General features: G+C 61.5%; 19 protein-coding genes. 8 read left to right on the top strand and 11 right to left on the bottom strand.

What is annotated here, in order from left to right:
- Window positions 1-93: 93 nt before the first annotated feature.
- Window positions 94-2,430 (bottom strand): putative bifunctional diguanylate cyclase/phosphodiesterase, encoded by a 2,337-nt coding sequence (locus AC1RAC_RS27810; protein ID WP_127880872.1) that lies wholly within the window; start codon window positions 2,428-2,430, stop codon window positions 94-96.
- Window positions 2,431-2,762: 332 nt separating this feature from the next.
- Between AC1RAC_RS27810 and lon the strand changes: the two genes are divergently transcribed.
- From lon to cmoB, 5 genes are all read left to right on the top strand, one after another.
- Entirely contained in the window at window positions 2,763-5,183 is a 2,421-nt protein-coding gene (lon, locus tag AC1RAC_RS27805; RefSeq protein ID WP_072447578.1) for an endopeptidase La, read from the top strand.
- Window positions 5,184-5,386: 203 nt separating this feature from the next.
- Entirely contained in the window at window positions 5,387-5,776 is a 390-nt protein-coding gene (locus AC1RAC_RS27800) for a protease inhibitor I42 family protein (RefSeq protein ID WP_057976107.1), read from the top strand.
- A gap of 1 nt (window position 5,777) precedes the next feature.
- On the top strand, window positions 5,778-6,434 hold the full coding sequence (locus tag AC1RAC_RS27795; RefSeq protein WP_197901147.1) for a lysoplasmalogenase: 657 nt from the start codon (window positions 5,778-5,780) through the stop codon (window positions 6,432-6,434).
- Window positions 6,435-6,470: 36 nt separating this feature from the next.
- Window positions 6,471-7,214: a carboxy-S-adenosyl-L-methionine synthase CmoA gene (gene cmoA, locus AC1RAC_RS27790; protein WP_492617158.1), complete on the top strand. Its 744-nt coding sequence runs from the start codon at window positions 6,471-6,473 to the stop codon at window positions 7,212-7,214.
- The gene (cmoB, locus tag AC1RAC_RS27785; RefSeq protein ID WP_492617157.1) at window positions 7,211-8,167 is read left to right on the top strand and encodes a tRNA 5-methoxyuridine(34)/uridine 5-oxyacetic acid(34) synthase CmoB; all 957 of its coding nucleotides are present in this window, start codon (window positions 7,211-7,213) and stop codon (window positions 8,165-8,167) included. Before cmoA ends, cmoB begins: the two co-directional genes overlap by 4 nt.
- A 117-nt stretch (window positions 8,168-8,284) precedes the next feature.
- Here cmoB and tadA read toward each other — a convergent pair whose 3' ends face one another.
- The 10 genes from tadA to lptF all read right to left on the bottom strand — a co-directional run bounded on the left by tadA (window position 8,285) and on the right by lptF (window position 18,865).
- Window positions 8,285-8,776: a tRNA adenosine(34) deaminase TadA gene (gene tadA / locus AC1RAC_RS27780; RefSeq protein WP_034128654.1), complete on the bottom strand. Its 492-nt coding sequence runs from the start codon at window positions 8,774-8,776 to the stop codon at window positions 8,285-8,287.
- The gene (locus AC1RAC_RS27775) at window positions 8,776-10,158 is read right to left on the bottom strand and encodes a multicopper oxidase family protein (protein WP_034128713.1); all 1,383 of its coding nucleotides are present in this window, start codon (window positions 10,156-10,158) and stop codon (window positions 8,776-8,778) included. Before AC1RAC_RS27775 ends, tadA begins: the two co-directional genes overlap by 1 nt.
- A gap of 225 nt (window positions 10,159-10,383) precedes the next feature.
- Window positions 10,384-11,127 carry a pyridoxine 5'-phosphate synthase gene (gene pdxJ, locus AC1RAC_RS27770; RefSeq protein WP_054921124.1) on the bottom strand — a complete coding sequence of 248 codons (744 nt, stop codon included), beginning with the start codon at window positions 11,125-11,127 and terminating at the stop codon, window positions 10,384-10,386.
- A gap of 51 nt (window positions 11,128-11,178) precedes the next feature.
- Entirely contained in the window at window positions 11,179-11,868 is a 690-nt protein-coding gene (gene recO, locus AC1RAC_RS27765; RefSeq protein ID WP_034128656.1) for a DNA repair protein RecO, read from the bottom strand.
- Window positions 11,869-12,063: 195 nt separating this feature from the next.
- Entirely contained in the window at window positions 12,064-12,966 is a 903-nt protein-coding gene (era, locus tag AC1RAC_RS27760; RefSeq protein ID WP_005785147.1) for a GTPase Era, read from the bottom strand.
- Window positions 12,959-13,648 carry a ribonuclease III gene (gene rnc / locus AC1RAC_RS27755; protein WP_003188856.1) on the bottom strand — a complete coding sequence of 230 codons (690 nt, stop codon included), beginning with the start codon at window positions 13,646-13,648 and terminating at the stop codon, window positions 12,959-12,961. Before rnc ends, era begins: the two co-directional genes overlap by 8 nt.
- A 144-nt stretch (window positions 13,649-13,792) precedes the next feature.
- A complete protein-coding gene (lepB, locus tag AC1RAC_RS27750) occupies window positions 13,793-14,647 on the bottom strand; it encodes a signal peptidase I (protein ID WP_003188855.1) in 855 nt (284 codons plus the stop codon).
- Between the two features lie 5 nt (window positions 14,648-14,652).
- Window positions 14,653-16,452: a translation elongation factor 4 gene (gene lepA, locus AC1RAC_RS27745; RefSeq protein ID WP_032877619.1), complete on the bottom strand. Its 1,800-nt coding sequence runs from the start codon at window positions 16,450-16,452 to the stop codon at window positions 14,653-14,655.
- 222 nt (window positions 16,453-16,674) lie between these two features.
- Window positions 16,675-17,754 (bottom strand): LPS export ABC transporter permease LptG, encoded by a 1,080-nt coding sequence (gene lptG / locus AC1RAC_RS27740; protein WP_105225871.1) that lies wholly within the window; start codon window positions 17,752-17,754, stop codon window positions 16,675-16,677.
- Entirely contained in the window at window positions 17,747-18,865 is a 1,119-nt protein-coding gene (gene lptF / locus AC1RAC_RS27735; RefSeq protein WP_089041328.1) for an LPS export ABC transporter permease LptF, read from the bottom strand. Before lptF ends, lptG begins: the two co-directional genes overlap by 8 nt.
- Before the next feature lie 284 nt (window positions 18,866-19,149).
- Here lptF and AC1RAC_RS27730 point away from each other — a divergent pair, with 284 nt between their 5' ends.
- The 3 genes from AC1RAC_RS27730 to AC1RAC_RS27720 all read left to right on the top strand — a co-directional run bounded on the left by AC1RAC_RS27730 (window position 19,150) and on the right by AC1RAC_RS27720 (window position 21,629).
- Window positions 19,150-20,640, top strand: coding sequence for a leucyl aminopeptidase (locus AC1RAC_RS27730; protein ID WP_034128658.1), 1,491 nt, complete (start codon window positions 19,150-19,152; stop codon window positions 20,638-20,640).
- A gap of 178 nt (window positions 20,641-20,818) precedes the next feature.
- Window positions 20,819-21,247 carry a DNA polymerase III subunit chi gene (locus AC1RAC_RS27725; protein WP_492617156.1) on the top strand — a complete coding sequence of 143 codons (429 nt, stop codon included), beginning with the start codon at window positions 20,819-20,821 and terminating at the stop codon, window positions 21,245-21,247.
- Window positions 21,248-21,254: 7 nt separating this feature from the next.
- Window positions 21,255-21,629: a hypothetical protein gene (locus AC1RAC_RS27720; protein WP_054897750.1), complete on the top strand. Its 375-nt coding sequence runs from the start codon at window positions 21,255-21,257 to the stop codon at window positions 21,627-21,629.
- Window positions 21,630-21,718 lie beyond the last annotated feature (89 nt).

Genomic DNA, 21,718 nt, shown 5'->3' with positions numbered 1-21,718 from the left:
AGCTTGCTCCCGCTGGGCTGCGCAGCGGCCCCAAGATCCTGGGAGCGCTTCGCACTCCAGCGGGAGCAAGCTCCCTCGCCACAGTCAAACTGTCTAGGTTGGCACCTGCTCACGCCGCATCCACCGCTCGAACGCCATGGCATTGAGCGGGCGGCTGATCAGGTAGCCCTGGGCCGTGTCGCAGTTCCAGCGTTTGAGCAAGGTGAGGCTGTGTTCGAACTCCACGCCCTCGGCGACCACCTTGAGCCCCAGGCTATGACTCATCTCGATGGTGGAGCGCACGATCACCCCGTCGCCGCTGGTGCTGTCGAGGTTGCGCACAAAGGACTGGTCGATCTTCAGCTCTTGCACCGGTAGGCGCTGCAATTGGGCGAGGGACGAGTAACCGGTGCCGAAATCATCCACCGACAGGCTGATCCCGCAATTGCGCAGCTGCTCCAGCACGCTGAGGGCCTGCTGCGGGTTGTGCATAATGGCGCTCTCGGTAATCTCGAAAATCAAATGCTCGGCGCCCACATGGTATTGGGCCAATAGCGCGGTGACGCGAATGGCCAAGTCATCATCCGCCAAGTCGTTCACGGAGATATTCACCGACAGCTGGATAACCAGCCCACGCTGCGCCCATTCGGCAATCTGGCGGATGGCTTCCTCGATCACCCACAGGGTCAGGGCACCCATGCTGCCAGTGCGTTCGGCCAACGGAATGAACTCCCCCGGAGACACTTGCCCCAGCGTCGCGTGTTGCCAGCGCAGCAAGGCTTCGGCCTGGCCCACGTGCCCGTGCCGCAGGTCGAGCTTGGGTTGGTAGCACAGGAACAACTCGCCTTCGATCACGGCGCGGCGCAAGTCGCGAATCAGGGTGATCTGGCGTTGGTGGGCGAGGTCGCGGTCCGGTTGGTAGATCTGCAAATGCCCCGGCAGGTTGGCCGCGTCGTGCCGGGCGATGGCCGCGCGGTTGATCAACTCTTCCACCTGCTGCCCATCAGCAGGGTACGCGGCGATGCCGATACTCACCTCATGGCGCACTTCGTCATTGCCGATGCGCAGGGGTTCGGTCAACGCCCCATGCAACTGGTCGGCGCGGGCCACGGCAGAGTCGATCTCGGTGTTTTCCAGCAACAACAGAAACTCACTGCCGGCGATGCGTGCTGCGGTGTCGCTGGCCAACAGGCTGCTGGACAAGCAGCGGCTGGCCTCGCACAACATGTGCTCGACACCTTCGGGGCCAAACCCTTCGTTGATGACTCGGTAGTTTTCAATCCCCACGTACAGCAACACCACCGACCGCCGTGCGCTGATCGCACTGCCCAGGCGCTCCATGGCCAAGGCACGGTTGGGCAATCCGGTGAGCGGGTCATGCAAGGCATTGTGGGCCAGTTGCCGTTCGCGCAGGGCGATGCCGCTTTGCATGGCATTGAACGCCCGCGCCAGCAGGCCGAACTCGTCGTGGCTGCGCACCCGCACCGGGGTGCGGTAGTCACCGGCCCCGATCCGTTCAGCGGCTTGCACCAGCGCATTGAGCGGGCGTGACACTCGCCGCGCCAGGAATAATGCCACCGCCAGCGAGACCAGCAGCACCGCCAGGGCAATCCCCATGAACTGCCGGTCCAGCGGCGCGAAGGATTCCAGCGCATGGTCCAGCGGGCTTTGCAGCAACACACGCACTTCATCGCCTTCGCCGCTATTGGCCAAGGGCAACACCTGGCTGAGCACACGCTGGCCATGGAACAGCTGGATCTTCGCCTCAGGATCGACCTGCGTGCCATGCAAGAGGTTGATAATGCTTGGGCGCCAATTGCCAGGGTGGGTGGTGAACAGCTGACCGAGATGGCCGTCCTGCACACTGAGGAACGACACCTCCAGGTTGCTCATGGAGCGCAGTTCATGGGCGAATTGCGTGTCCATGGGAAAGCCCATGACCACGCGTGCGATCGGCACAGGCCCGAGCACATCTTTTTGCACCAGCAAATAGGGGCGCCCGGCCATGGCGACGATCAACATTTGCTGGCCGCTGCGCCGCGCCTTGCGCAAGGCATCGGCATACGGGAACAACTGGCCCCGCGTCTGCACCAGCAGGGTACTGACCATGACCCTGTCATCCAGGCCCAGCACCACCACTTCGCTGGAACTGACCCCGGTGCCATGGGTGCCCAGGGCCTCCAGGATCGGCACCGTCCGGCCGCCGGCCACCGCCTGCTTGAACGGCCCATCGGCGGTGAGCCAGTCCAACCCGTACTGCAAGCGCCGCCCGCGCAGGTCCAGCAGGCGCTCGAACACCTGCCGCCCGGTGTTCAACTGTACGTCGGCCTGGTTCTCCACCGCACGGGTGGTGGCAGCGTGCACGGCAAAATAGGTGGCGGCCACGACCACCAGCAACAACAGCGCCAGCACTCCGGCTATGCGGGTCTGAAACGTGTGGCGCCAGTGCATGGCCGCGCCCTCGGGCCGCGCTCGTCGCTCTTGGCCGTGCTTTCCTTGTGTCATACGCGTCCCTGCCGACTGCTAACCGGCGTCAAAAAAACATCCTTTTTTATGGGGAATTTTATTAAAGCAGGTTAGCTGGGACTGGGGATAAGTAAACCCAATAAAAGCTGGGTCTAGGCGTCACATTATTGACGATCAGTTCGAAAAGCGGCGGGGCAAAGTACGTTTACCGCAACTCTCCCGTTATTTCATGCAAATTGTTGCTAACGACGCCCCCCCATTGAAACCACCGCAACCCCGCCCCATCTAACCTGCATACTTACTGATGCAGGTGCCCCATGAGCGACCAGCAAGAATTTCCAGATTACGACCTCAACGATTACGCCGACCCCGAAAACGCTGAAACCCCCTCGTCCAATACTGGCCTGGCCCTGCCTGGGCAAAACCTGCCGGACAAGGTCTACATCATCCCGATCCACAATCGGCCGTTTTTCCCGGCACAAGTGTTGCCGGTGATCGTCAATGAAGAACCCTGGGCCGAAACCCTGGAGCTGGTGAGCAAATCCGACCACCATTCCCTTGCGCTGTTTTTCATGGACACGCCGCCCGAAGACCCACGGCACTTCGACACCTCCGCCCTGCCGCTGTACGGCACCCTGGTGAAGGTGCACCACGCCAGCCGCGAGAACGGCAAGCTGCAGTTCGTCGCCCAGGGCCTGACCCGCGTGCGCATCAAGACCTGGCTCAAGCACCACCGCCCACCGTACCTGGTGGAAGTCGAATACCCGCACCAGCCCAGCGAGCCGACCGATGAGGTGAAGGCCTACGGCATGGCGCTGATCAATGCGATCAAGGAACTGCTGCCCCTCAACCCCCTGTACAGCGAAGAGTTGAAGAACTACCTCAACCGCTTCAGCCCCAACGATCCGTCGCCGCTCACCGACTTTGCCGCGGCACTCACCTCGGCGACAGGTAATGAACTGCAGGAAGTGCTGGACTGCGTGCCCATGCTCAAACGCATGGAAAAAGTGCTGCCGATGCTGCGCAAAGAGGTGGAAGTCGCGCGCCTGCAAAAAGAACTCTCCGCCGAAGTGAACCGCAAGATCGGCGAGCACCAGCGTGAGTTCTTCCTCAAGGAACAACTCAAGGTCATCCAGCAGGAGCTGGGCCTGACTAAGGACGATCGCAGCGCCGATGTCGAACAGTTCGAACAGCGCCTGCAAGGCAAAGTGCTGCCGGCGCAAGCGAAAAAACGCATTGATGAAGAACTGAACAAACTGTCGATCCTGGAAACCGGTTCGCCGGAATACGCCGTCACGCGCAACTACCTGGACTGGGCCACCTCGGTGCCGTGGGGCGTGTACGGAGAAGACAAACTCGACCTCAAGCACGCGCGCAAAGTGCTCGACAAGCACCATGCGGGCCTGGATGACATCAAGAGCCGCATCCTCGAATTCCTAGCGGTGGGCGCCTACAAGGGCGAAGTCGCCGGTTCCATCGTATTGCTGGTAGGCCCGCCGGGCGTGGGCAAGACGAGTGTGGGCAAGTCCATCGCCGAATCCCTGGGGCGGCCGTTCTATCGCTTCAGTGTCGGCGGCATGCGCGACGAGGCCGAGATCAAGGGCCACCGGCGCACCTACATCGGCGCCCTGCCTGGCAAGCTGGTGCAGGCGTTGAAAGACGTGGAAGTGATGAACCCGGTGATCATGCTCGACGAGATCGACAAGATGGGCCAGAGCTTCCAGGGCGACCCGGCGTCGGCGCTGCTCGAAACCCTGGACCCGGAGCAGAACGTCGAATTCCTCGACCATTACCTGGACCTGCGCCTGGACCTGTCCAAAGTGCTGTTCGTGTGCACCGCCAACACCCTGGACTCAATCCCCGGTCCGTTGCTGGACCGCATGGAAGTGATTCGCCTGTCGGGCTATATCACCGAAGAAAAAGTCGCCATCGCCAAGCGCCACTTGTGGCCCAAGCAGTTGGAAAAAGCCGGCGTGGCCAAAAACAGCCTGACCATCAGCGACGGTGCCTTGCGCGCCTTGATCGACGGTTATGCGCGAGAGGCCGGCGTGCGTCAGTTGGAAAAACAGCTGGGCAAGCTGGTGCGCAAGGCGGTGGTAAAACTGCTGGATGAGCCTGACTCGGTGATCAAGATCGGCAACAAGGACCTGGAAAGCTCCCTGGGCATGCCGGTATTCCGTAATGAGCAAGTGCTGTCCGGCACCGGCGTGATTACCGGCCTGGCGTGGACCAGCATGGGCGGCGCCACCTTGCCGATCGAAGCGACGCGCATCCACACGCTCAACCGCGGCTTCAAGCTCACCGGGCAGTTGGGTGAAGTGATGAAAGAGTCCGCCGAAATCGCCTACAGCTACATCAGTTCCAACCTGAAGTCGTTTGGCGGCGATGCGAAGTTCTTCGACGAAGCCTTCGTGCACTTGCACGTGCCGGAAGGCGCCACGCCGAAAGACGGCCCGAGTGCCGGCGTGACCATGGCCAGTGCGTTGCTGTCCCTGGCCCGCAACCAACCGCCGAAAAAAGGCGTGGCGATGACCGGCGAACTGACCTTGACCGGGCATGTACTGCCGATTGGCGGGGTGCGCGAGAAGGTGATTGCGGCGCGGCGCCAGAAGATTCACGAGTTGATCTTGCCGGAGCCCAACCGTGGCAGCTTTGAAGAGTTGCCGGACTATTTGAAGGAAGGGATGACGGTGCACTTTGCCAAGCGGTTTGCGGATGTGGCGAAGGTGCTCTTCTGAGAAATATCCAGACCTGATCATTCCCACGCTCTGCGTGGGAATACATCCCGTGACGCTCCGCGTCACAAAGCGGACGCGGAGCGTCCAAGGCAACGTTCCCACGCAGAGCGTGGGAACGATCGGCCAACGCAAAACCCCACCTTGTCACACCTTGTCTCATCTTCGGTTATGCTCCCCCTTCGTCGTGTATTAACGGAGCCTTCATGACCGCTGCCCGCCTGCTTCTTCCCTTGAGCCTTGTCTTGCTGGCCGCATGCGCCAGTGCCCCCAAGCAAAACGTCAGCGTGGACAACCAGAGCGCCTGCCCGCTCCAGCTTAAAAACGGGCAAAACCTGATCCTCACCCTGCCCAGCAACCCCACCACCGGTTACCGCTGGGCCATCCAGGACTCCGCCGGCGGCGTGTTGCGCGCCTTGAGCCCCGAGGTCTACAGCAGCACCGAGTCCGGCGTGATCGGCGGTGGCGGCCAGTCCACCTGGCGCTTCCAGGCGTTTGCCGCAGGGCAAGGGCGTTTGCGCCTGACATCCCAGCAACCTTGGGAGCCGGAGGCCGAACCTGCCGAAACCTTTGACTGCGCCATTACGGTGAACTGATATGCCATGGCTGATCCTTGCCTTGATGGGCGCCGGCACCTTTGTCTATGGCTTGGCGACCCATGCGACGCTGCTGTGCCTGCTGGTCAAGCCACTGCCGGTGCTGGCGCTGCTGGGTTGGCTGCATGACGCGCCGCCCACCGAGTATCGACGCTGGATCAGCCTGGGGTTGATTTTTTCCCTGGTGGGCGACGTGTTGCTCGCCTGGCCAGGCGACCTGTTTATCTTTGGCCTGGGCGCGTTTCTGTTCGCGCACCTGGCCTATCTCAAAGCCTATTTCAGTGACTGTCGGCGCTTGGCGCTGCTGCCGCTGGTGCTGGCCATCGGCGTAGGCGCAATCTTGCTGAGCATCCTGATCTCCCACGGCCTCGGTGAGCTTTTGATACCGGTGGTGGTTTACGCGCTGGTGATCAGCGCCATGCTCTGGCGTGCGTTGGCGCGACTGGGCAGCGAGGTGCCCAAGCGTTCAGCGTGGCTGGCGGCGGCGGGTGCGGTGTCGTTTGTGGTTTCCGACGCGCTGATCGGCATCAACCGGTTTGTGCTGGCGTTCGAGGCAGCGCCGTATTTGCTGATCGCCACCTACTGGCTCGGGCAATGGGGCATCACCGCCTCGGCTTTCCATCAGACAACCCGCGCATCCGAGGGCCAACTTGGCTAAAATGCCGGCCTTTCCCCCACCGTCGCCGGAACAGCCGTGAGCAAAGAACCCGATCGCCTATTCGCCCAGCCCCTGCCCCAGGTGCCGGACTTCGCCTTTAACGAGGATGTGGTGCGGGTGTTCCCGGACATGATCAAGCGCTCGGTGCCGGGCTACCCCACCATCGTCGAGAACCTCGGCGTGCTGGCCGCGCAATTTGCCCAACCGGGTAGCGTGCTGTATGACCTGGGCTCTTCCCTGGGCGCCGTGACCCAAGCCCTGCGTCGCCATGTACGCAACGAGGGTTGCCGGGTAATCGCCGTGGATAACTCCGCCGCGATGGTCGAGCGCTGCCGCGAATACCTCAATGGCCAGGACTCGATGTTCCAGGAGTTGCTGCCGGTGGAGGTGATCGAGGGCGACATCCTCGCCCTGCAATTCAAGCCCGCCTCGGTGGTGGCCCTTAACTTCACCCTGCAATTTATCGCTCCCCAGGAGCGCCTGGCGTTGCTGGGGCGCATTCGCCAGGCGCTGCTGCCGGGCGGGGCATTGATCCTCTCGGAAAAGCTGCGCTTTAACGATGTTGAAGAACACGCGCTGCTGACCGACCTGCATATCGCCTTCAAACGCGCCAACGGCTACAGCGAACTGGAAATCGCCCAGAAGCGCAGCGCCATCGAAAACGTCATGAAGCCCGACAGCCTCGAAGAACACCGCGAACGCCTGCTGGCGGCCGGGTTCTCGAAAGTCGTGCCGTGGTTCCAGTGTCTTAACTTTGCCTCGTTGATTGCCTTGCCATGATTGATTTGTCCCCCCTCGCCCGCCACCTGGTCGGCACTCCTTTGGCCGTGTGGGCCCAGGGCCTGCAAGCGCAGCTCGATAGCAAGATGGAAAAAGGCCATGGCGACCTGGAGCGCTGGCAGAGCGCCTTGGATGCACTGCCGAAGATCCAGCCCAACAGCGTAGATTTGCTCAACGGCCTGGTGCTGGACACCGATTGCGACGACGCCACCCGCGCGCAGATGCACACGGCGCTGATGGGCCTGAGCCCCTGGCGCAAAGGCCCGTTCCACCTGTTCGGCGTGCATGTGGACACTGAATGGCGTTCGGACTGGAAGTGGTCGCGGGTCGCGCCGCACCTGGACCTCAAAGGCAAGCGCATCCTCGATGTGGGCTGCGGCAACGGCTACTACATGTGGCGCATGCTCGGCGCCGGGGCCGACAGCGTGATTGGCGTGGACCCCAACTGGCTGTTCTTCTGCCAGTTCCAGGCGGTGCAACGCTACTTATCCGAGCCCAAGGCCTGGCACCTGCCGTTCCCGTTCGAAGACTTGCCGGCGAACCTGGAAGGCTTTGACACGGTATTTTCCATGGGCGTGTTCTACCACCGCCGCTCGCCCATCGAGCATTTGCTGGCGTTGAAGGACACCCTGGTCAAGGGCGGCGAGTTGGTGTTGGAAACATTGGTGGTGGAAGGCGACCAACAACAAGTGCTGGTGCCAGAAGACCGTTACGCCCAGATGCGCAACGTGTGGTTCCTGCCGTCGGTACCGGCGTTGATGCTGTGGCTGCGCCGGGCCGGGTTCAGTGATGTGCGGTGCGTGGATGTGAGCGTGACCACGGTTGAGGAGCAGCGTGGGACGCACTGGATGAAGTATCAGTCGCTGAGTGATTTCCTGGACCCTGAGGATCACAGCAAGACCATTGAAGGGCTGCCGGCGCCGATGCGGGCGGTGATCATCGCTCGTAAATGACACCACTATGATCGTTCCCACGCTCTGCGTGGGAATGCCTCTTGAGACGCTCTACGTCACGCTTTGGGACGCAGAGCGTCCTGTGCTGCGTTCCCACGCAGAGCGTGGGAACGATCATCACGGTTTAGCTCGTCGGGCTTTGAAGAACTCGCTCAGGACAGCCCCACACTCCTCGGCCAATACCCCGCCCTCAAACAACACCCGATGGTTTAGAAAACCCTGGGTAAAAAACTGCCCCTGGCTTTGCACGATGCCCGCCTTCGGCTCCAACGCGCCATACACCACCCGCGCCACCCGCGAATGCACGATCAAACCCGCGCACATGCTGCACGGTTCCAGCGTCACGTACAGCGTGCTGCCCACCAGCCGATAGTTGCTGATCGCTTGTGCAGCAGCGCGGATCGCGACCATTTCGGCATGGGCGCTGGGGTCGTTGCCACTGATGGGGCAGTTGAAGCCGCGGCCGATGATTTCACCGTCCTGCACCAGCACCGCACCCACCGGCACTTCGCCCAATGCAGCGCCTTGGGCGGCGAGCGCCAGGGCTTCGCGCATAAAGTCCTGGTCACGGCTGCGGTCGATAATCGCGGCGGGGCGAATCTGGCGCATCACGCCACCTCGATGGCGGCCATCAGGCCGGTTTCCATGTGGTCGATCACATGGCAATGGAACATCCACACTCCTGGGTTATCCGCCACCAAGGCCACGCGGGCGCGTTCGTTCTTGCCCAGCAGGTAGGTGTCGGTGAAATACGGGATCACCTTGTGGCGGTTGGACGCAAGCACCTTGAAGCTCATGCCGTGCAGGTGGATCGGGTGCTGGTACTGGGTCATGTTCTTCAATTCGAAAATGTAGCTCTTGCCCTTCTCCAGCTTGGCAATCGGGCGGTCGGCGCAGGTCTTGTCTGTGATGTCCCAGGCCTGGCCGTTGATCTGCCACAGGCTCGGCGGCTTGCCGTTTTCGACATTGACCGACACTGAACCGACCCATTCGAAATTGAAGTTTAGTTTCTCGGCATTGGCCAGGTCTGGCTCGGCAACCGGGTTGGCCGGCAATGCCGGTGGCCATGCGGTAGGCGCGTCGGTATTGGCGACAGAGCGGAAGGTGCCAAGGCGCACCGGGCCGTTGCGCAGCGACAGTTCTTCGCCCGCCGGTGGCGCCTTGATCGCCAGGCAAATGCGCATGCCCGGGCCCAGCCAATATTCCTTGCCCAACGGGCGCGGCTCGATGGGGTTACCGTCCAGGGCATAGATCTGCGCTTCGACGCCAGGAATATTGAGGCGATAAGTCAGGGTGTTGTCGAGGTTGAGTAGGCGCACGCGGGTGATTTGCCCAGCCGGCAGGTCGATCACCGCCTGGGGCACGCCGTTGATAGTCGAGAGGCGCCCGGCCGTGCCGCCACGCGCCGCTTCACGGGGGATGCTGAACTCGACAAATGCGCCCTCTTCGTCGATGTGCCAGTTCTTCAGGCTCAAGGTGCGTTCGTACTGGAAACCGGTGGGCTCGCGCTCTTCCACGATCAACGGGCCGACCAGGCCACGGCCGAGTTCCTCGCTGCTGCTCACGTGAGGGTGATACCAGTAACTGCCGGCATCGGGCACGCGGAATTTGTAGTCGAAGTATTCGCCAGGCAGCACCGGCAATTGCGAGACGTAGGGCACGCCGTCCATTTCCAGCGGCAGGCGGATGCCGTGCCAGTGGATGGTGGTGGCGACCGGCAGATGGTTGATAAAGCGCACCCGCAGCCATTCGCCTTGGCGCACCCGCAACTCGGTGCCCGGCGCCGATGGGCCGAACGCCCAGGCCTGGGTCTTGTGCCCCGGCACCAACTCTACGTCCAGGGGCGCGGCGATCAGCTCGTAATCGTGCCCCGCCTCGGACTCAGCGACTTTCCCCAGCCAGTAGCGGTAGCCACCGCCGGCACCGACGCCTACTACGGCCAGGCCAGCAAGACCACCCAGGATTTGTCGACGGGAAAAGGATCGGGACACAACAACCTCGCGTATCTGCCGCAGGCCAAGGGCCCGCAAAGGGCTGATACGATACACCTGCGTCGGCTAAACAGTAAGGCTTCGCATTGCCGCACATTGAAAACACCGAAGACTCATCGTGTGGGAGCTGGCTTGCCTGCGATTGCCGTGGGCCAGCTACGAATACGTAAACTGACGCTCCGCTATCGCAGGCAAGCCAGCTCCCACAATGATCTTCATTGTTTATCAGTGCTTGGCAGCGGCCAGAATCAGGGCTTTCATCTCGGCCACGGCGCCTTTGAAACCGACGAAAAGCGCGTGCGCGACCAAGGCGTGACCGATATTCAGTTCGTTGATGCCCTTGATCGCAGCCACGGCTTCGACGTTGTGGTAATGCAAGCCATGGCCGGCATTGACGATCAAGCCTTCGTTGAGCCCGCAGTTCACGCCGTCGATGATGCGTTGCAGCTCGTCGGCCACTTCGGTCGGCGTGGTGGCATCGGCATAACGACCAGTGTGCAACTCGATCGCCGGGGCGCCGACACGGCGGGAGGCTTCGATCTGGCGTTCGTCGGCGTCGATAAACAGCGAGACTTCGCTGCCGATCCGCGACAGGCGCTCCACCGCGGCCTTGATCCGCGCTTCCTGGCCGGCGACGTCGAGGCCGCCTTCGGTGGTCAGCTCCTGGCGAGTTTCCGGTACCAGGCAGATATGCGCCGGGCGAATGCGCTCGGCGAACGTCATCATTTCTTCGGTGACGCCCATTTCGAAGTTCATGCGGGTTTGCAGCACGTCCTTGAGCAGCAGCACATCGCGCTCCTGGATGTGACGGCGGTCTTCGCGCAGGTGCACGGTGATGCCGTCGGCGCCCGCTTCTTCGGCGTCCAGCGCGGCCTTGACCGGGTCAGGGTAACGGGTGCCCCGGGCCTGGCGCAGGGTGGCGACGTGGTCGATGTTGACGCCAAGAAGAATGCGATTGCTGGTGGTCACGGAAGCGCTCCTGAAAAGGGAAAGAATCGGTGCACAGCATACACGGGGATGTCAGGGCTTTCGAAACAACTCGCGACTGACCAGCGGCCGCCCGCCCAGGTGCACGGCCAGGGCCTGGCGCATCAGGCGCTTGGCGGCGGACAGCGCACCGGGAGCGTGCCAGTCGGCTTCACTCATGGCCAGCAGTTCGGTGCCCTGAAACAGGCCGGGCTGCAGCAGGTACACGCGCTCAAGCCCCGCATCGACTTGCAGGCGATACATGCCATCGGCGGCGATGGGCTCTCCGTGCAAGTCGTTGGCCAGTTCGAAGCCGTAGCCAAGGTCGTCGAGCAAACGCCATTCGAAAGCGCGCAGCAGCGGTTCCAGCGGACGGCCTTCAGCGAGGGCCAGCAAGGTGGCAGCGTAGTGATCAAAGACTGCCGGGTGCGGGTCTTCGGCGGGCAGCAGGCGAATCAGCAGCTCATTGAGGTAAAGGCCGCTGAACAGCGCATCGCCATTCAGCCAGGCCGAGGTGCCAACGCTTTCCAGGCGGCCGACGTTTTTCAGCTCGCCCTTGCCGCGAAACTCCACGTCGAGCGCCACGAACGGCCGCGCCAAGGTGCCCGCCTTGCCCCGTGCGCTGCGCAAGACTGCGCGCAGTCGGCCTTGGGGCGTGAGGAAGTCCACCAACGCACTGGTTTCGCGGTAGGCGCGGCTGTGCAGGACGTAGGCGGGTTGGCTGGGGGGTGGGGATTGCGACATGAGACGGGGAATCTCTAAAGAAGGAGAGCGCTTGTGTGGCGAGGGGAGCTTGCTCCCGCTGGGCTGCGAAGCAGCCCCTCTAGCAGCCACCGAGTTATACCTGAAAAACCTCGTCGACCTTGTTGGGGCCGCTCCGCGGCCCAGCGGGAGCAAGCTCCCTCGCCACAGCAAGCCCGCCAGTCACTGTGCAACCCGTTACAGGTCGCCATAGCCCAGAGAGCGCAACGCACGCTCATCATCGGACCAGCCACCCTTAACCTTCACCCACAGGTTGAGCATGATCTTGGAGTCGAACAGCAGCTCCATGTCCTTGCGCGCTTCGGTGCCGATGCGCTTGATACGCTCGCCCTTGTCGCCAATGATGATTTTCTTCTGGCCGTCGCGTTCGACGAGGATCAGCGCATGAATGTGCAAGGTCTTGCCCTGCTGCTTGAACTCTTCGATTTCGACGGTGATCTGGTACGGCAGCTCGGCGCCCATCTGGCGCATGATTTTCTCGCGGACCAGTTCGGCGGCAAGGAAGCGGCTGCTGCGGTCGGTGATCTGGTCTTCCGGGAAGAAGTGCTCGTTTTCCGGCAGGTAACCGGCGATCACGCGCTCCAGGGCTTCGAGGTTGTGGCCGTGCTGGGCCGAGATCGGCATGATCTGGGCGTTCGGCAGTTGTTCCTGCAACCAGGTCAGGTGCGGCATCAGCTCGGCTTTGTCTTCGATACGGTCGGTCTTGTTCAGCGCGACGATCAACGGGCCGGTCACGTATTGCACCCGCTCGAGGACCATCTGGTCTTCGTCAGTCCACTTGGTGCGGTCGACCACGAAGATCACCACGTCGACGTCTTTCAACGCGGCCGAGGCGGTCTTGTTCATGTAGCGGTTCAGGGCTTTCTCGCCGCCTTTGTGCATGCCAGGAGTATCGACATACACCGCTTGCACGTTGCCTTCGGTCTTGATGCCCAGCATGTTGTGGCGGGTGGTCTGGGGCTTGCGCGAGGTGATCGCGAGCTTCTGGCCGAGGATGTGGTTGAGCAGCGTGGACTTGCCCACGTTCGGGCGGCCGACGATGGCAACATAGCCACAGCGTGTTGCGGTTGAATCAGTCATGGCCATTCTCCACGCCCAGGGCAATCAGTGCTGCAGCGGCCGCTACCTGTTCGGCAATACGACGGCTCACACCCTGACCTCGGCTTTTTTCGTTCAATAAAGTGATTTCACATTCCACGAAGAACACCCGGCAATGGGGCTCGCCCTGGATATCCACCACTTCGTAGCGTGGCAGTTCGCAACCGCGGGACTGCAGGTACTCTTGCAGGCGGGTCTTGGGATCCTTGTTGGTATCTACCAGCGTCAGGCTTTCGATTTCCGAGGCCAGCCAGGCGACAACGCGCTCCTTGGCCGTCTCCATGCCTGCATCGAGGTAGATCGCACCGATCAAGGCTTCCAGGGCATCAGCCAGGATTGACTCGCGACGGAAACCGCCGCTTTTCAACTCACCGGAACCCAGCCGCAGATACTCGCCCAGGCCAAAGCCTCGGGCCAGCACGGCCAGGGTCTCGCCTTTCACAAGGCGTGCGCGCAGGCGCGACAGCTGGCCTTCTCGCGCTTGGGGGAAGCGCTCGAACAGCGCCTCGCCGGCGGCGAAATTGAGGATAGCGTCACCGAGGAATTCCAGGCGCTCGTTATTGCGCCCTGCAAAGCTGCGATGTGTGAGGGCAAGGACCATCAATTCCTGGTCCTTGAAGGTGTAGCCGAGCTGACGCTCGAGACGACTTAGAGAAACGGTCACGGTTTATCCATATCTAGTTGATGGCACCGGCGGCCATCGACGATTGACGCAGTGTTCAAATTCAAATCCTGATGGGTACCGGGCATCGGAAAATGTCCAAGCCCCAGAAAAGCATTCGGCGCTGTGTTCACAGCGCCGCTTGTATTACTTGATCAGCCCGACCCGCGAGAAGTTCGGCAGGTGGCTGAGCTTGGGTTCCGGCCAACTCATCCAGACCGCGAAGGCTTTGCCGACAATGTTCTCGTCCGGCACCATGCCCAGCAGATCCTTGGGAATGTTGGGGTCATCCCAGTAGCGGCTGTCGTTGGAGTTGTCCCGGTTGTCGCCCATCATGAAGTAGTGCCCGGCAGGCACTTTCCACTGGCCATCCGGCATCGCACGGTAGCGGCTCATTTCCTTGCGGATTTGGTGCTCCACCGCACCGAGTTTTTCCTGGTACAGCTCGGCGCTGCCCAAGGTATTCGGCTCGGCGCCCAACAGCTTCTCGGCCACCGACTCACCATTGATGAACAGGCGCTTGTCGCTGGTGTAGCGCACCACGTCGCCCGGCAGGCCGACGACTCGCTTGATGTAGTTGACGTTCGGGTCGCTTGGGTAGCGGAACACCATCACATCGCCGCGCTGCGGGTCACCTACCGGGATGACTTTCTTGTCGATCACCGGCAGGCGAATGCCGTAGGAAAACTTGTTCACTAGGATGAAGTCGCCCACGTCCAGGGTGGGTTTCATCGACCCCGAAGGGATCTGGAACGGCTCTACCAGAAACGAGCGCAGCACCAGCACGATGAACAACACCGGGAAGAACGACTTGCCGTACTCAACCAGCAAGGGCTCTTTGTTCAGCTTCTCGACCACCACCGCATCGGGCTGGCTGACGCTGCCCTGATAGGAAGCGATGGCCGCCCGACGACGCGGGGCGAAGAACACCAGATCGAGCAACGCCAGGAGACCACAGACGGCAACGGCAATGACCAGCAACAGCGGGAAATTTAGTGACATAGGACCTAACTATCCAACCTGAGCACCGCAAGGAAGGCTTCTTGTGGAACTTCCACGTTGCCTACTTGCTTCATGCGTTTTTTACCGGCCTTTTGCTTCTCAAGCAGTTTGCGCTTACGGCTTACGTCACCGCCGTAGCATTTGGCCAGTACGTTCTTTCTGAGAGCCTTGACGGAAGTCCGTGCAATGATCTGCCCGCCGATGGCGGCCTGGATCGCGACGTCGAACATCTGGCGCGGAATCAGTTCTTTCATCTTCTCGGTCAGTTGGCGACCTTTGTAATGCGCGTTGTCCTTGTGCACGATCAGTGCCAGGGCATCTACCTTGTCGCCGTTGATCAGCACATCCAGTTTCACCAGATTAGCCGATTGGTAACGATCGAAATGGTAGTCCAGCGAAGCATAGCCGCGACTGGTGGACTTGAGACGGTCGAAGAAGTCCAGGACCACTTCGTTCATCGGCATATCGTAGGTCACTTGTACCTGAGTACCGAGGAACAGCATGTCGCGCTGCACGCCACGCTTTTCGATACACAGTGTAATGACGTTGCCCAAGTGTTCCTGCGGTACCAGGATATTGGCCCGCACGATCGGCTCGCGCATGTCTTCGATGGCCGACAGGTCCGGAAGCTTGGAGGGGTTGTCGACGTAAATCGTTTCACCGGTTTTGAGCAGCAACTCAAAAATAACGGTTGGCGCGGTGGTGATCAGGTCCAGGTCGTATTCGCGCTCGAGGCGCTCCTGGATGATCTCCATGTGCAGCATGCCCAGGAACCCGCAACGGAAGCCGAAGCCCAGGGCGTCGGAGCTTTCCGGGGTGTACTGCAACGACGAGTCGTTGAGGGTCAGTTTTTGCAGGGCTTCGCGGAAATCTTCGAAGTCATCGGAGCTGACCGGGAACAGGCCGGCGTAGACCTGTGGCTGGATGCGCTTGAAGCCGGGCAGCACGTCGACGTCTGGCGTGGAGCTCAGGGTCAGGGTGTCACCCACTGGTGCACCGTGAATATCCTTGATGCCAGCGATGATGAAGCCTACTTCACCGGCTTTCAGATCAGTGGTCGCGGTGTGTTTCGGGTTGAATACACCGACGCTGTCCACCAGGTGGATCTTGCCAGTGGACTTGACCAGGATCTTGTCGCCCTTCTTCACACGGCCATGGCGCACGCGTACCAGGGAAACAACGCCCAGGTAGTTGTCAAACCAGGAGTCGATGATCAACGCTTGCAGCGGATCTTCGTAGTTGCCGGTCGGTGCGGGAATGGTATGCACCAGGCGTTCGAGCACTTCGTCGACACCCAGGCCGGTCTTGGCGCTGCAGGTGACGGCGTCGGTGGCGTCGATGCCGATGATCTTCTCGATCTCTTCCTTGACGCGCTCAGGCTCGGCCTGGGGCAGGTCGATCTTGTTGAGCACGGGCATGACTTCCAGGCCCTGCTCGATCGCGGTGTAGCAGTTGGCAACCGACTGCGCCTCGACGCCCTGGCCGGCATCGACCACCAGCAACGCACCTTCACAGGCCGCCAGCGAACGGCTGACTTCGTAGGTGAAGTCAACGTGGCCAGGGGTGTCAATGAAGTTCAGTTGGTAAGTGATGCCGTCTTTGGCCTTGTAGTACAGCGTGACGCTGTGGGCCTTGATGGTGATCCCGCGCTCGCGTTCGAGGTCCATGGAATCCAGTACCTGGGCTTCCATTTCACGCTCGGCAAGGCCGCCGCACATTTGGATAAATCGATCGGCCAGCGTCGACTTGCCATGGTCAATGTGGGCGATGATGGAGAAATTGCGGATATGACTCAAATCACTCACGGATCAACACTCAAAAAGGCTGCAGGCAGATTGCCCGCTGAAAAATAGCCGGGAATTGTACCTGATGCTCAGGCCAGACGTCATCTTTGCTGACCAATACAAAAAAGCCCCACTTTAATGGGGCTTAAAACTGTAGGAGCGAGCTTGCTCGCGAAAATCGCCAACGATAACGCGCTTATTCTAGATAAACGCGGCGTTTCGCAGACTTTCGCGAGCGCGGCTTCAACCCGCTCGGCGCAGCAGCCAGAACCCAGCCACGGCGCAGATGGCCGTGGGCACCAGCACCGCAAACAGCGGCGAGAAACCGAATACCAGGCTTGATGGCCCGAGCAAATCCTGGGCGATGCGGAAGGTGAAGCCCACCAGCACGCCGGTAAATACCCGTTGGCCCAGGGTCACGGAACGCAATGGCCCGAAAATGAAGGAGATCGCCATCAACACCAAGGCCGCGGTAACCACCGGCTGCAAGACTTTCACCCAGAACGCCAGCCAGTAGCGGCCATTGTTCAAACCCTGCTCCTTGAGGTAGTGGATATAGCTCCACAAACCGGAGATCGGCAGGGCTTCCGGCACCATGACCACGGTGTTGAGCAACTCCGGCTTGAGGGCGATATCCCACTGTTCGGTCGGCACGTTGACCACTTCGGTGCTGGACTGGGTGCCCTGGCCCACGTTACGGAAGTGCGTGGTGGTGACGTCGCTCAGTTGCCATTGCTCGCCACTGTACTGCGCGCGCTTGGCGAAGCTGGACGACAACATGTGCCGTTCTTTGTCGAAGGTGTAGCGGGTCACCCCGATCAACAGGCCACCCGGCTGCACGGCGTTGATGTGGATGAACTCGTCACCCTGGCGGTGCCACAGGCCGTGCTTGGCGCTTTGCGCATCGCCCGACCCCTGGGCCAGGGCGCGATTGGCCTGGGCGGTAGCTTCGGACGGTGGCGCGACGTATTCACCGATCAGCACGCTACAGGCCATCAGCAGCAGCATCGGCTTCATCACCGCCCAGACGATACGGCCGATGGAAACCCCGGCGGCGCGCATGATGGTCAGCTCGCTGTTGCTGGCCAGGGTACCCAGGCCGATCAGACAGCCAATCAGCGCGGCCATTGGCATCATGTCGTAGAGGCGGCGCGGCGCGGTCAGTGCGACGTAGCTCAGCACGTCCGTGACTGTGTAAGTGTCAGTAACGTTGCCCACTTCATCAATGAAGGCGAACAGCAAGGCCAGGCCAAGGATGATGCCCAGTACCGCCAGGATGGCGATCAGTACGCTAATGCCGATGTAGCGATCAAGCTTAGCCACGGGCCAACTCCTTCAGGCCACGACGGCTCTTCATTTTCAAACGGATAGGTTCCCAGTAGAGCAGCCCCAGGCCGATCATCAGGAAAACCCCGTGCACCCACCACAGGCCCAACGCCGGTGGCAACTTGCCCTTCTCCAGGGAACCACGGGCAGAAATCAGGATGGTCAGGTAGGCCATGTACAGCAGGATCGCCGGCAGCAACTTGAGGAAACGCCCTTGGCGCGGGTTGACGCGCGACAGCGGCACGGCCATCAGGGTCACGATAAACACCAGCAGCGGCAGGGACAGGCGCCATTGCAACTCGGCGATGGAGCGCAACTCCGGGCTGCCGAACAGCGATGAGGTGGGCAGTGCGTCGCGGTCGGTGACCTCGTCACTGATCTCGGCCTTGGGCAGCATGACGCCATAGGTGTCGTACTTGATCGCCCGATAATCCGCCAGGCCAGGGCTGCCGTCGTAGCGGTAGCCGTTTTCCAGGATCAGGTAGCGATTGCCATCGGGACGGATTTCCTGGCGACCGCTGTCGGCCACCAGAATCGAAATACCCCGATCCTTCTGGTTCTGACCGAGGTTCTTCTGGGAGATGAACACGCCGCCAAGGTTGGAGCGGTCGTCGGTCATGGTTTCGGTGTAGGTCACCCGCGAACCGTCGCTGAGCGACTGGAAGCGACCGGGCTCGAGGGTGTCGAACTCAGTCATCGCATCCTGCTTGTTCAGCAGCAGCTGAAACTGCATGGCCCCCTGGGGCGCCAGGCTCATGCTCAACCAGGCCACTATCAGAGCAACGCCAGCGGCAGGCACCATGGTCATGGCCAGCAGGCGCTGCTGGCTCATGCCGGTGGCCGACAGCACGGTCATCTCGCTTTCCAGGTACAGCCGGCCATAGGCCAGCAATATGCCGAGAAACAGGCCAAGCGGCAGGATCAACTGGAGCATGCCGGGCATCCGGTAGCCCATGATCAGGAACAGTGAGCCCGGATCCAGGGCGCCAGCGGCGGCTTGGGCCAGGAACTTGACGAAACGACCACTCATGATGATGACCAGCAACACCGCACTCACGGCACTCAGGGTCAACAGGACTTCGCGGGACAGATAACGGAAGACAATCAAACCAGACACTCCAGGGTTGTCAGGCTAAGGCGGCCAAACAAGCAAGCATACCGAGTCGACCCGCTTACCACGGGCCGGCTAAAAAGATGGCGCATTATCCTGTGATTGACCTCGCCTGTCACGGAGCTTACTCATGCGCACGCACAAAGCGTGCGCCAAGGGTTGTCAGGCTCCGTTGGCGAGGTTCAAACTGCGGCCTTTGTCGCTGGCGGTTTACAACGCTGCCGAGCTTTAAAGCCGGAGTACAAGCTCCCGGCTCACAGACCTTGATAAGGGACCCGAAAATGGAATTGGTTGTAAAAAGCGTTAGCCCCGAAACGTTGAAAACCGCCACCCTCGTGGTCGCTGTCGGCGAAGGCCGCACACTCGGCGTCGCCGCCAAGCAACTGGACGAACTGAGCGGCGGCGCTATCAGCGCAGTGCTCAAGCGCGGCGACCTGGCCGGCAAGGTCGGTCAGAGCCTGTTGCTGCAGAGCCTGCCCAACCTTAAAGCCGAGCGCGTTTTGTTGGTGGGCGTGGGCAAGGATGCCGAACTGGGCGACCGTCCGTTTCGTAAGATCGTCAGCGGCATCCTCACCACCCTCAAGGGCCTGGGCGGCAGCGATGCGGTGCTGGCGCTCGATGAAATCGTGGTCAAGGGCCGCGACAGCTACGGCAAGACCCGCCTGCTGGCCGAGTCGCTGGTGGACGGCGGCTATATTTTCGACCAGTTCAAGAGCCAGAAAGCCGAACCCCGCGCCCTGAAGAAAATCACCCTGCTGACCATCAAGGCCGCCCAGGCTGAAGTCCAGCGCGCCGTCACCCACGCCCAGGCCATCGCCAACGGTATGTCGTTCACTCGCGACCTGGGCAACCTGCCGCCGAACATCTGCCACCCGACATTCCTGGGCGAACAGGCCAAGGCATTGGGCAAAGAGTTCAAGGGCCTGAAGGTTGAAGTGCTGGACGAGAAGAAGATCAAGGACCTGGGCATGGGCTCGTTCTATGCCGTGGGCCAGGGCAGCGACCAGCCGCCACGCCTGATCGTGATGCAATACAACGGCGGCAAGAAGTCCGAGAAGCCTTACGCCCTGGTAGGTAAAGGCATCACTTTCGATACCGGCGGCATCAGCCTCAAGCCCGGTGCGGGCATGGACGAGATGAAGTACGACATGGGCGGCGCCGCCAGCGTGTTCGGCACCCTGCGTGCCGTGCTGGAACTCAAGCTGCCGATCAACCTGGTGTGCATTTTGGCCTGCGCCGAGAACATGCCGAGCGGCGGCGCGGCTCGCCCAGGCGATATCGTCACCACCATGAGCGGCCAGACTGTGGAGATCCTCAACACCGACGCCGAAGGCCGCCTGGTGCTGTGCGACGCGCTGACCTACGCCGAGCGCTTCAAGCCCCAGGCCGTGATCGACATCGCGACCCTGACCGGCGCGTGCATCGTTGCCTTGGGTTCCCACACTTCGGGCCTGCTGGGTAACAACGACGAACTGATCGAGCAACTGCTCAGCGCCGGCAAGGCCGCCGACGACCGCGCCTGGCAACTGCCGCTGTTCGATGAGTACCAGGAACAGCTCGATAGCCCGTTCGCCGACATCGCCAACATCGGTGGTCCGAAAGCCGGCACCATCACCGCGGCCTGCTTCCTGTCGCGCTTTGCCAAGAACTTCAACTGGGCTCACCTGGACATCGCCGGCACGGCCTGGACCAGCGGCGGCAAGGACAAGGGCGCCACTGGCCGTCCGGTGCCCCTGCTGACCCAATACCTGCTGGATCGCGCCAAGGCTTAAGCGGCCCCTGCGCCTCTCTGTAGGAGCGAGCTTGCTGTGGCGAGGGAGCTTGCTCCCGTTGACTGCGTAGCAGTCCCCGGCTTTTTAGGGGCACTGCGCACCCCAGCGCAAGCAAGCTTGCTCGCCACAGCAAGCTCGCTCCTACAGAGGGGCAACCAGGCCAGCCCCAGGATTTCCAATGCCCCAAGTCGACTTCTATATATTGCCCAGCGCCGATCCCCTAGCGCGCCTGGACTTTGCCTGCAAACTTACCGAAAAAGCCTGGCGCATGGGCCACCGCATCTACCTGCACTGCAGCGATGCCGCCCAACGTGACGAACTTGATGCCCGTCTGTGGCGCTTCAAGGGCGAAAGCTTCGTGCCCCACGGCCTCGCCGAATCCGAACCTGAAAGCCTGGTAGTCCTGGGCTTGGGGGACAATTGCGGCGATCACCATGACCTGCTGGTTAACCTCGACCTGAAAGTACCAGCCTTTGCCCAAGCGTTCGCCCGTGTGGCGGAAGTAGTGGTGGAAGACCCGGCTATTCGTCAGGCCGCGCGGGAGAGTTTCCGTTTCTACCGTGAACAGGGCTATCCTCTGCAAGATCACCGGCTACAACGACTTTGAGTACATGATGGACACTCCCAACCCGCTGAAAAAAGACGACCACCTGCTGGATGACCTGGAGTCGATCCGTCAGTTGCTGGGTGATGACAACCTGCAACCGCCGCTGCTGACCGAGACGGTCGAGGGTGAGGTACAGATTCCGCTGTTGTTCGACATGGTCGGCGGCAAGCCTGCCGCGCCGGCACCTGTGATTGCAGAACCCGCTCCAGCCGCCGAAAAAGCCCCCGACGCCCTGCTGCTGCACCTGGACAACGAACTGCGCGCCGCTGCGCAATTGATCATGCAGGATGTGATCGATGACTTTGCGCCGCATATCGAGGCCGAGATCAAGCGTCGGATGGATGCGCGGATGGAGCGGTTGCTCAGCCAATACCAGTCTTAAACCTTGCATAGACCCCTGTGGGGGGGGGGGGGGGGGGGGGGGGGGGGGGGGGGGGGGGGGGGGGGGGGGGGGGGGGGGGGGGGGGGGGG

It is taken from the genome of Pseudomonas sp. GW823-FHT02F05 (genome assembly GCF_058797315.1).
Note: the sequence above shows the minus strand (reverse complement) of the source record. Positions and strands in the feature narration are given on the sequence as shown.

Bases quoted from the DNA above. Each gene is read 5' to 3' on its own strand.
- AC1RAC_RS27810 (WP_127880872.1), bottom strand. From the start codon at position 2,430: ATGCACTGGCGCCACACGTTTCAGACCCGCATAGCCGGAGTGCTGGCG.
- lon (WP_072447578.1), top strand. From the start codon at position 2,763: ATGAGCGACCAGCAAGAATTTCCAGATTACGACCTCAACGATTACGCC.
- AC1RAC_RS27800 (WP_057976107.1), top strand. From the start codon at position 5,387: ATGACCGCTGCCCGCCTGCTTCTTCCCTTGAGCCTTGTCTTGCTGGCC.
- AC1RAC_RS27795 (WP_197901147.1), top strand. From the start codon at position 5,778: ATGCCATGGCTGATCCTTGCCTTGATGGGCGCCGGCACCTTTGTCTAT.
- cmoB (WP_492617157.1), top strand. From the start codon at position 7,211: ATGATTGATTTGTCCCCCCTCGCCCGCCACCTGGTCGGCACTCCTTTG.
- tadA (WP_034128654.1), bottom strand. From the start codon at position 8,776: ATGCGCCAGATTCGCCCCGCCGCGATTATCGACCGCAGCCGTGACCAG.
- recO (WP_034128656.1), bottom strand. From the start codon at position 11,868: ATGTCGCAATCCCCACCCCCCAGCCAACCCGCCTACGTCCTGCACAGC.
- era (WP_005785147.1), bottom strand. From the start codon at position 12,966: ATGACTGATTCAACCGCAACACGCTGTGGCTATGTTGCCATCGTCGGC.
- lepB (WP_003188855.1), bottom strand. From the start codon at position 14,647: ATGTCACTAAATTTCCCGCTGTTGCTGGTCATTGCCGTTGCCGTCTGT.
- AC1RAC_RS27730 (WP_034128658.1), top strand. From the start codon at position 19,150: ATGGAATTGGTTGTAAAAAGCGTTAGCCCCGAAACGTTGAAAACCGCC.
- AC1RAC_RS27725 (WP_492617156.1), top strand. From the start codon at position 20,819: ATGCCCCAAGTCGACTTCTATATATTGCCCAGCGCCGATCCCCTAGCG.
- AC1RAC_RS27720 (WP_054897750.1), top strand. From the start codon at position 21,255: ATGGACACTCCCAACCCGCTGAAAAAAGACGACCACCTGCTGGATGAC.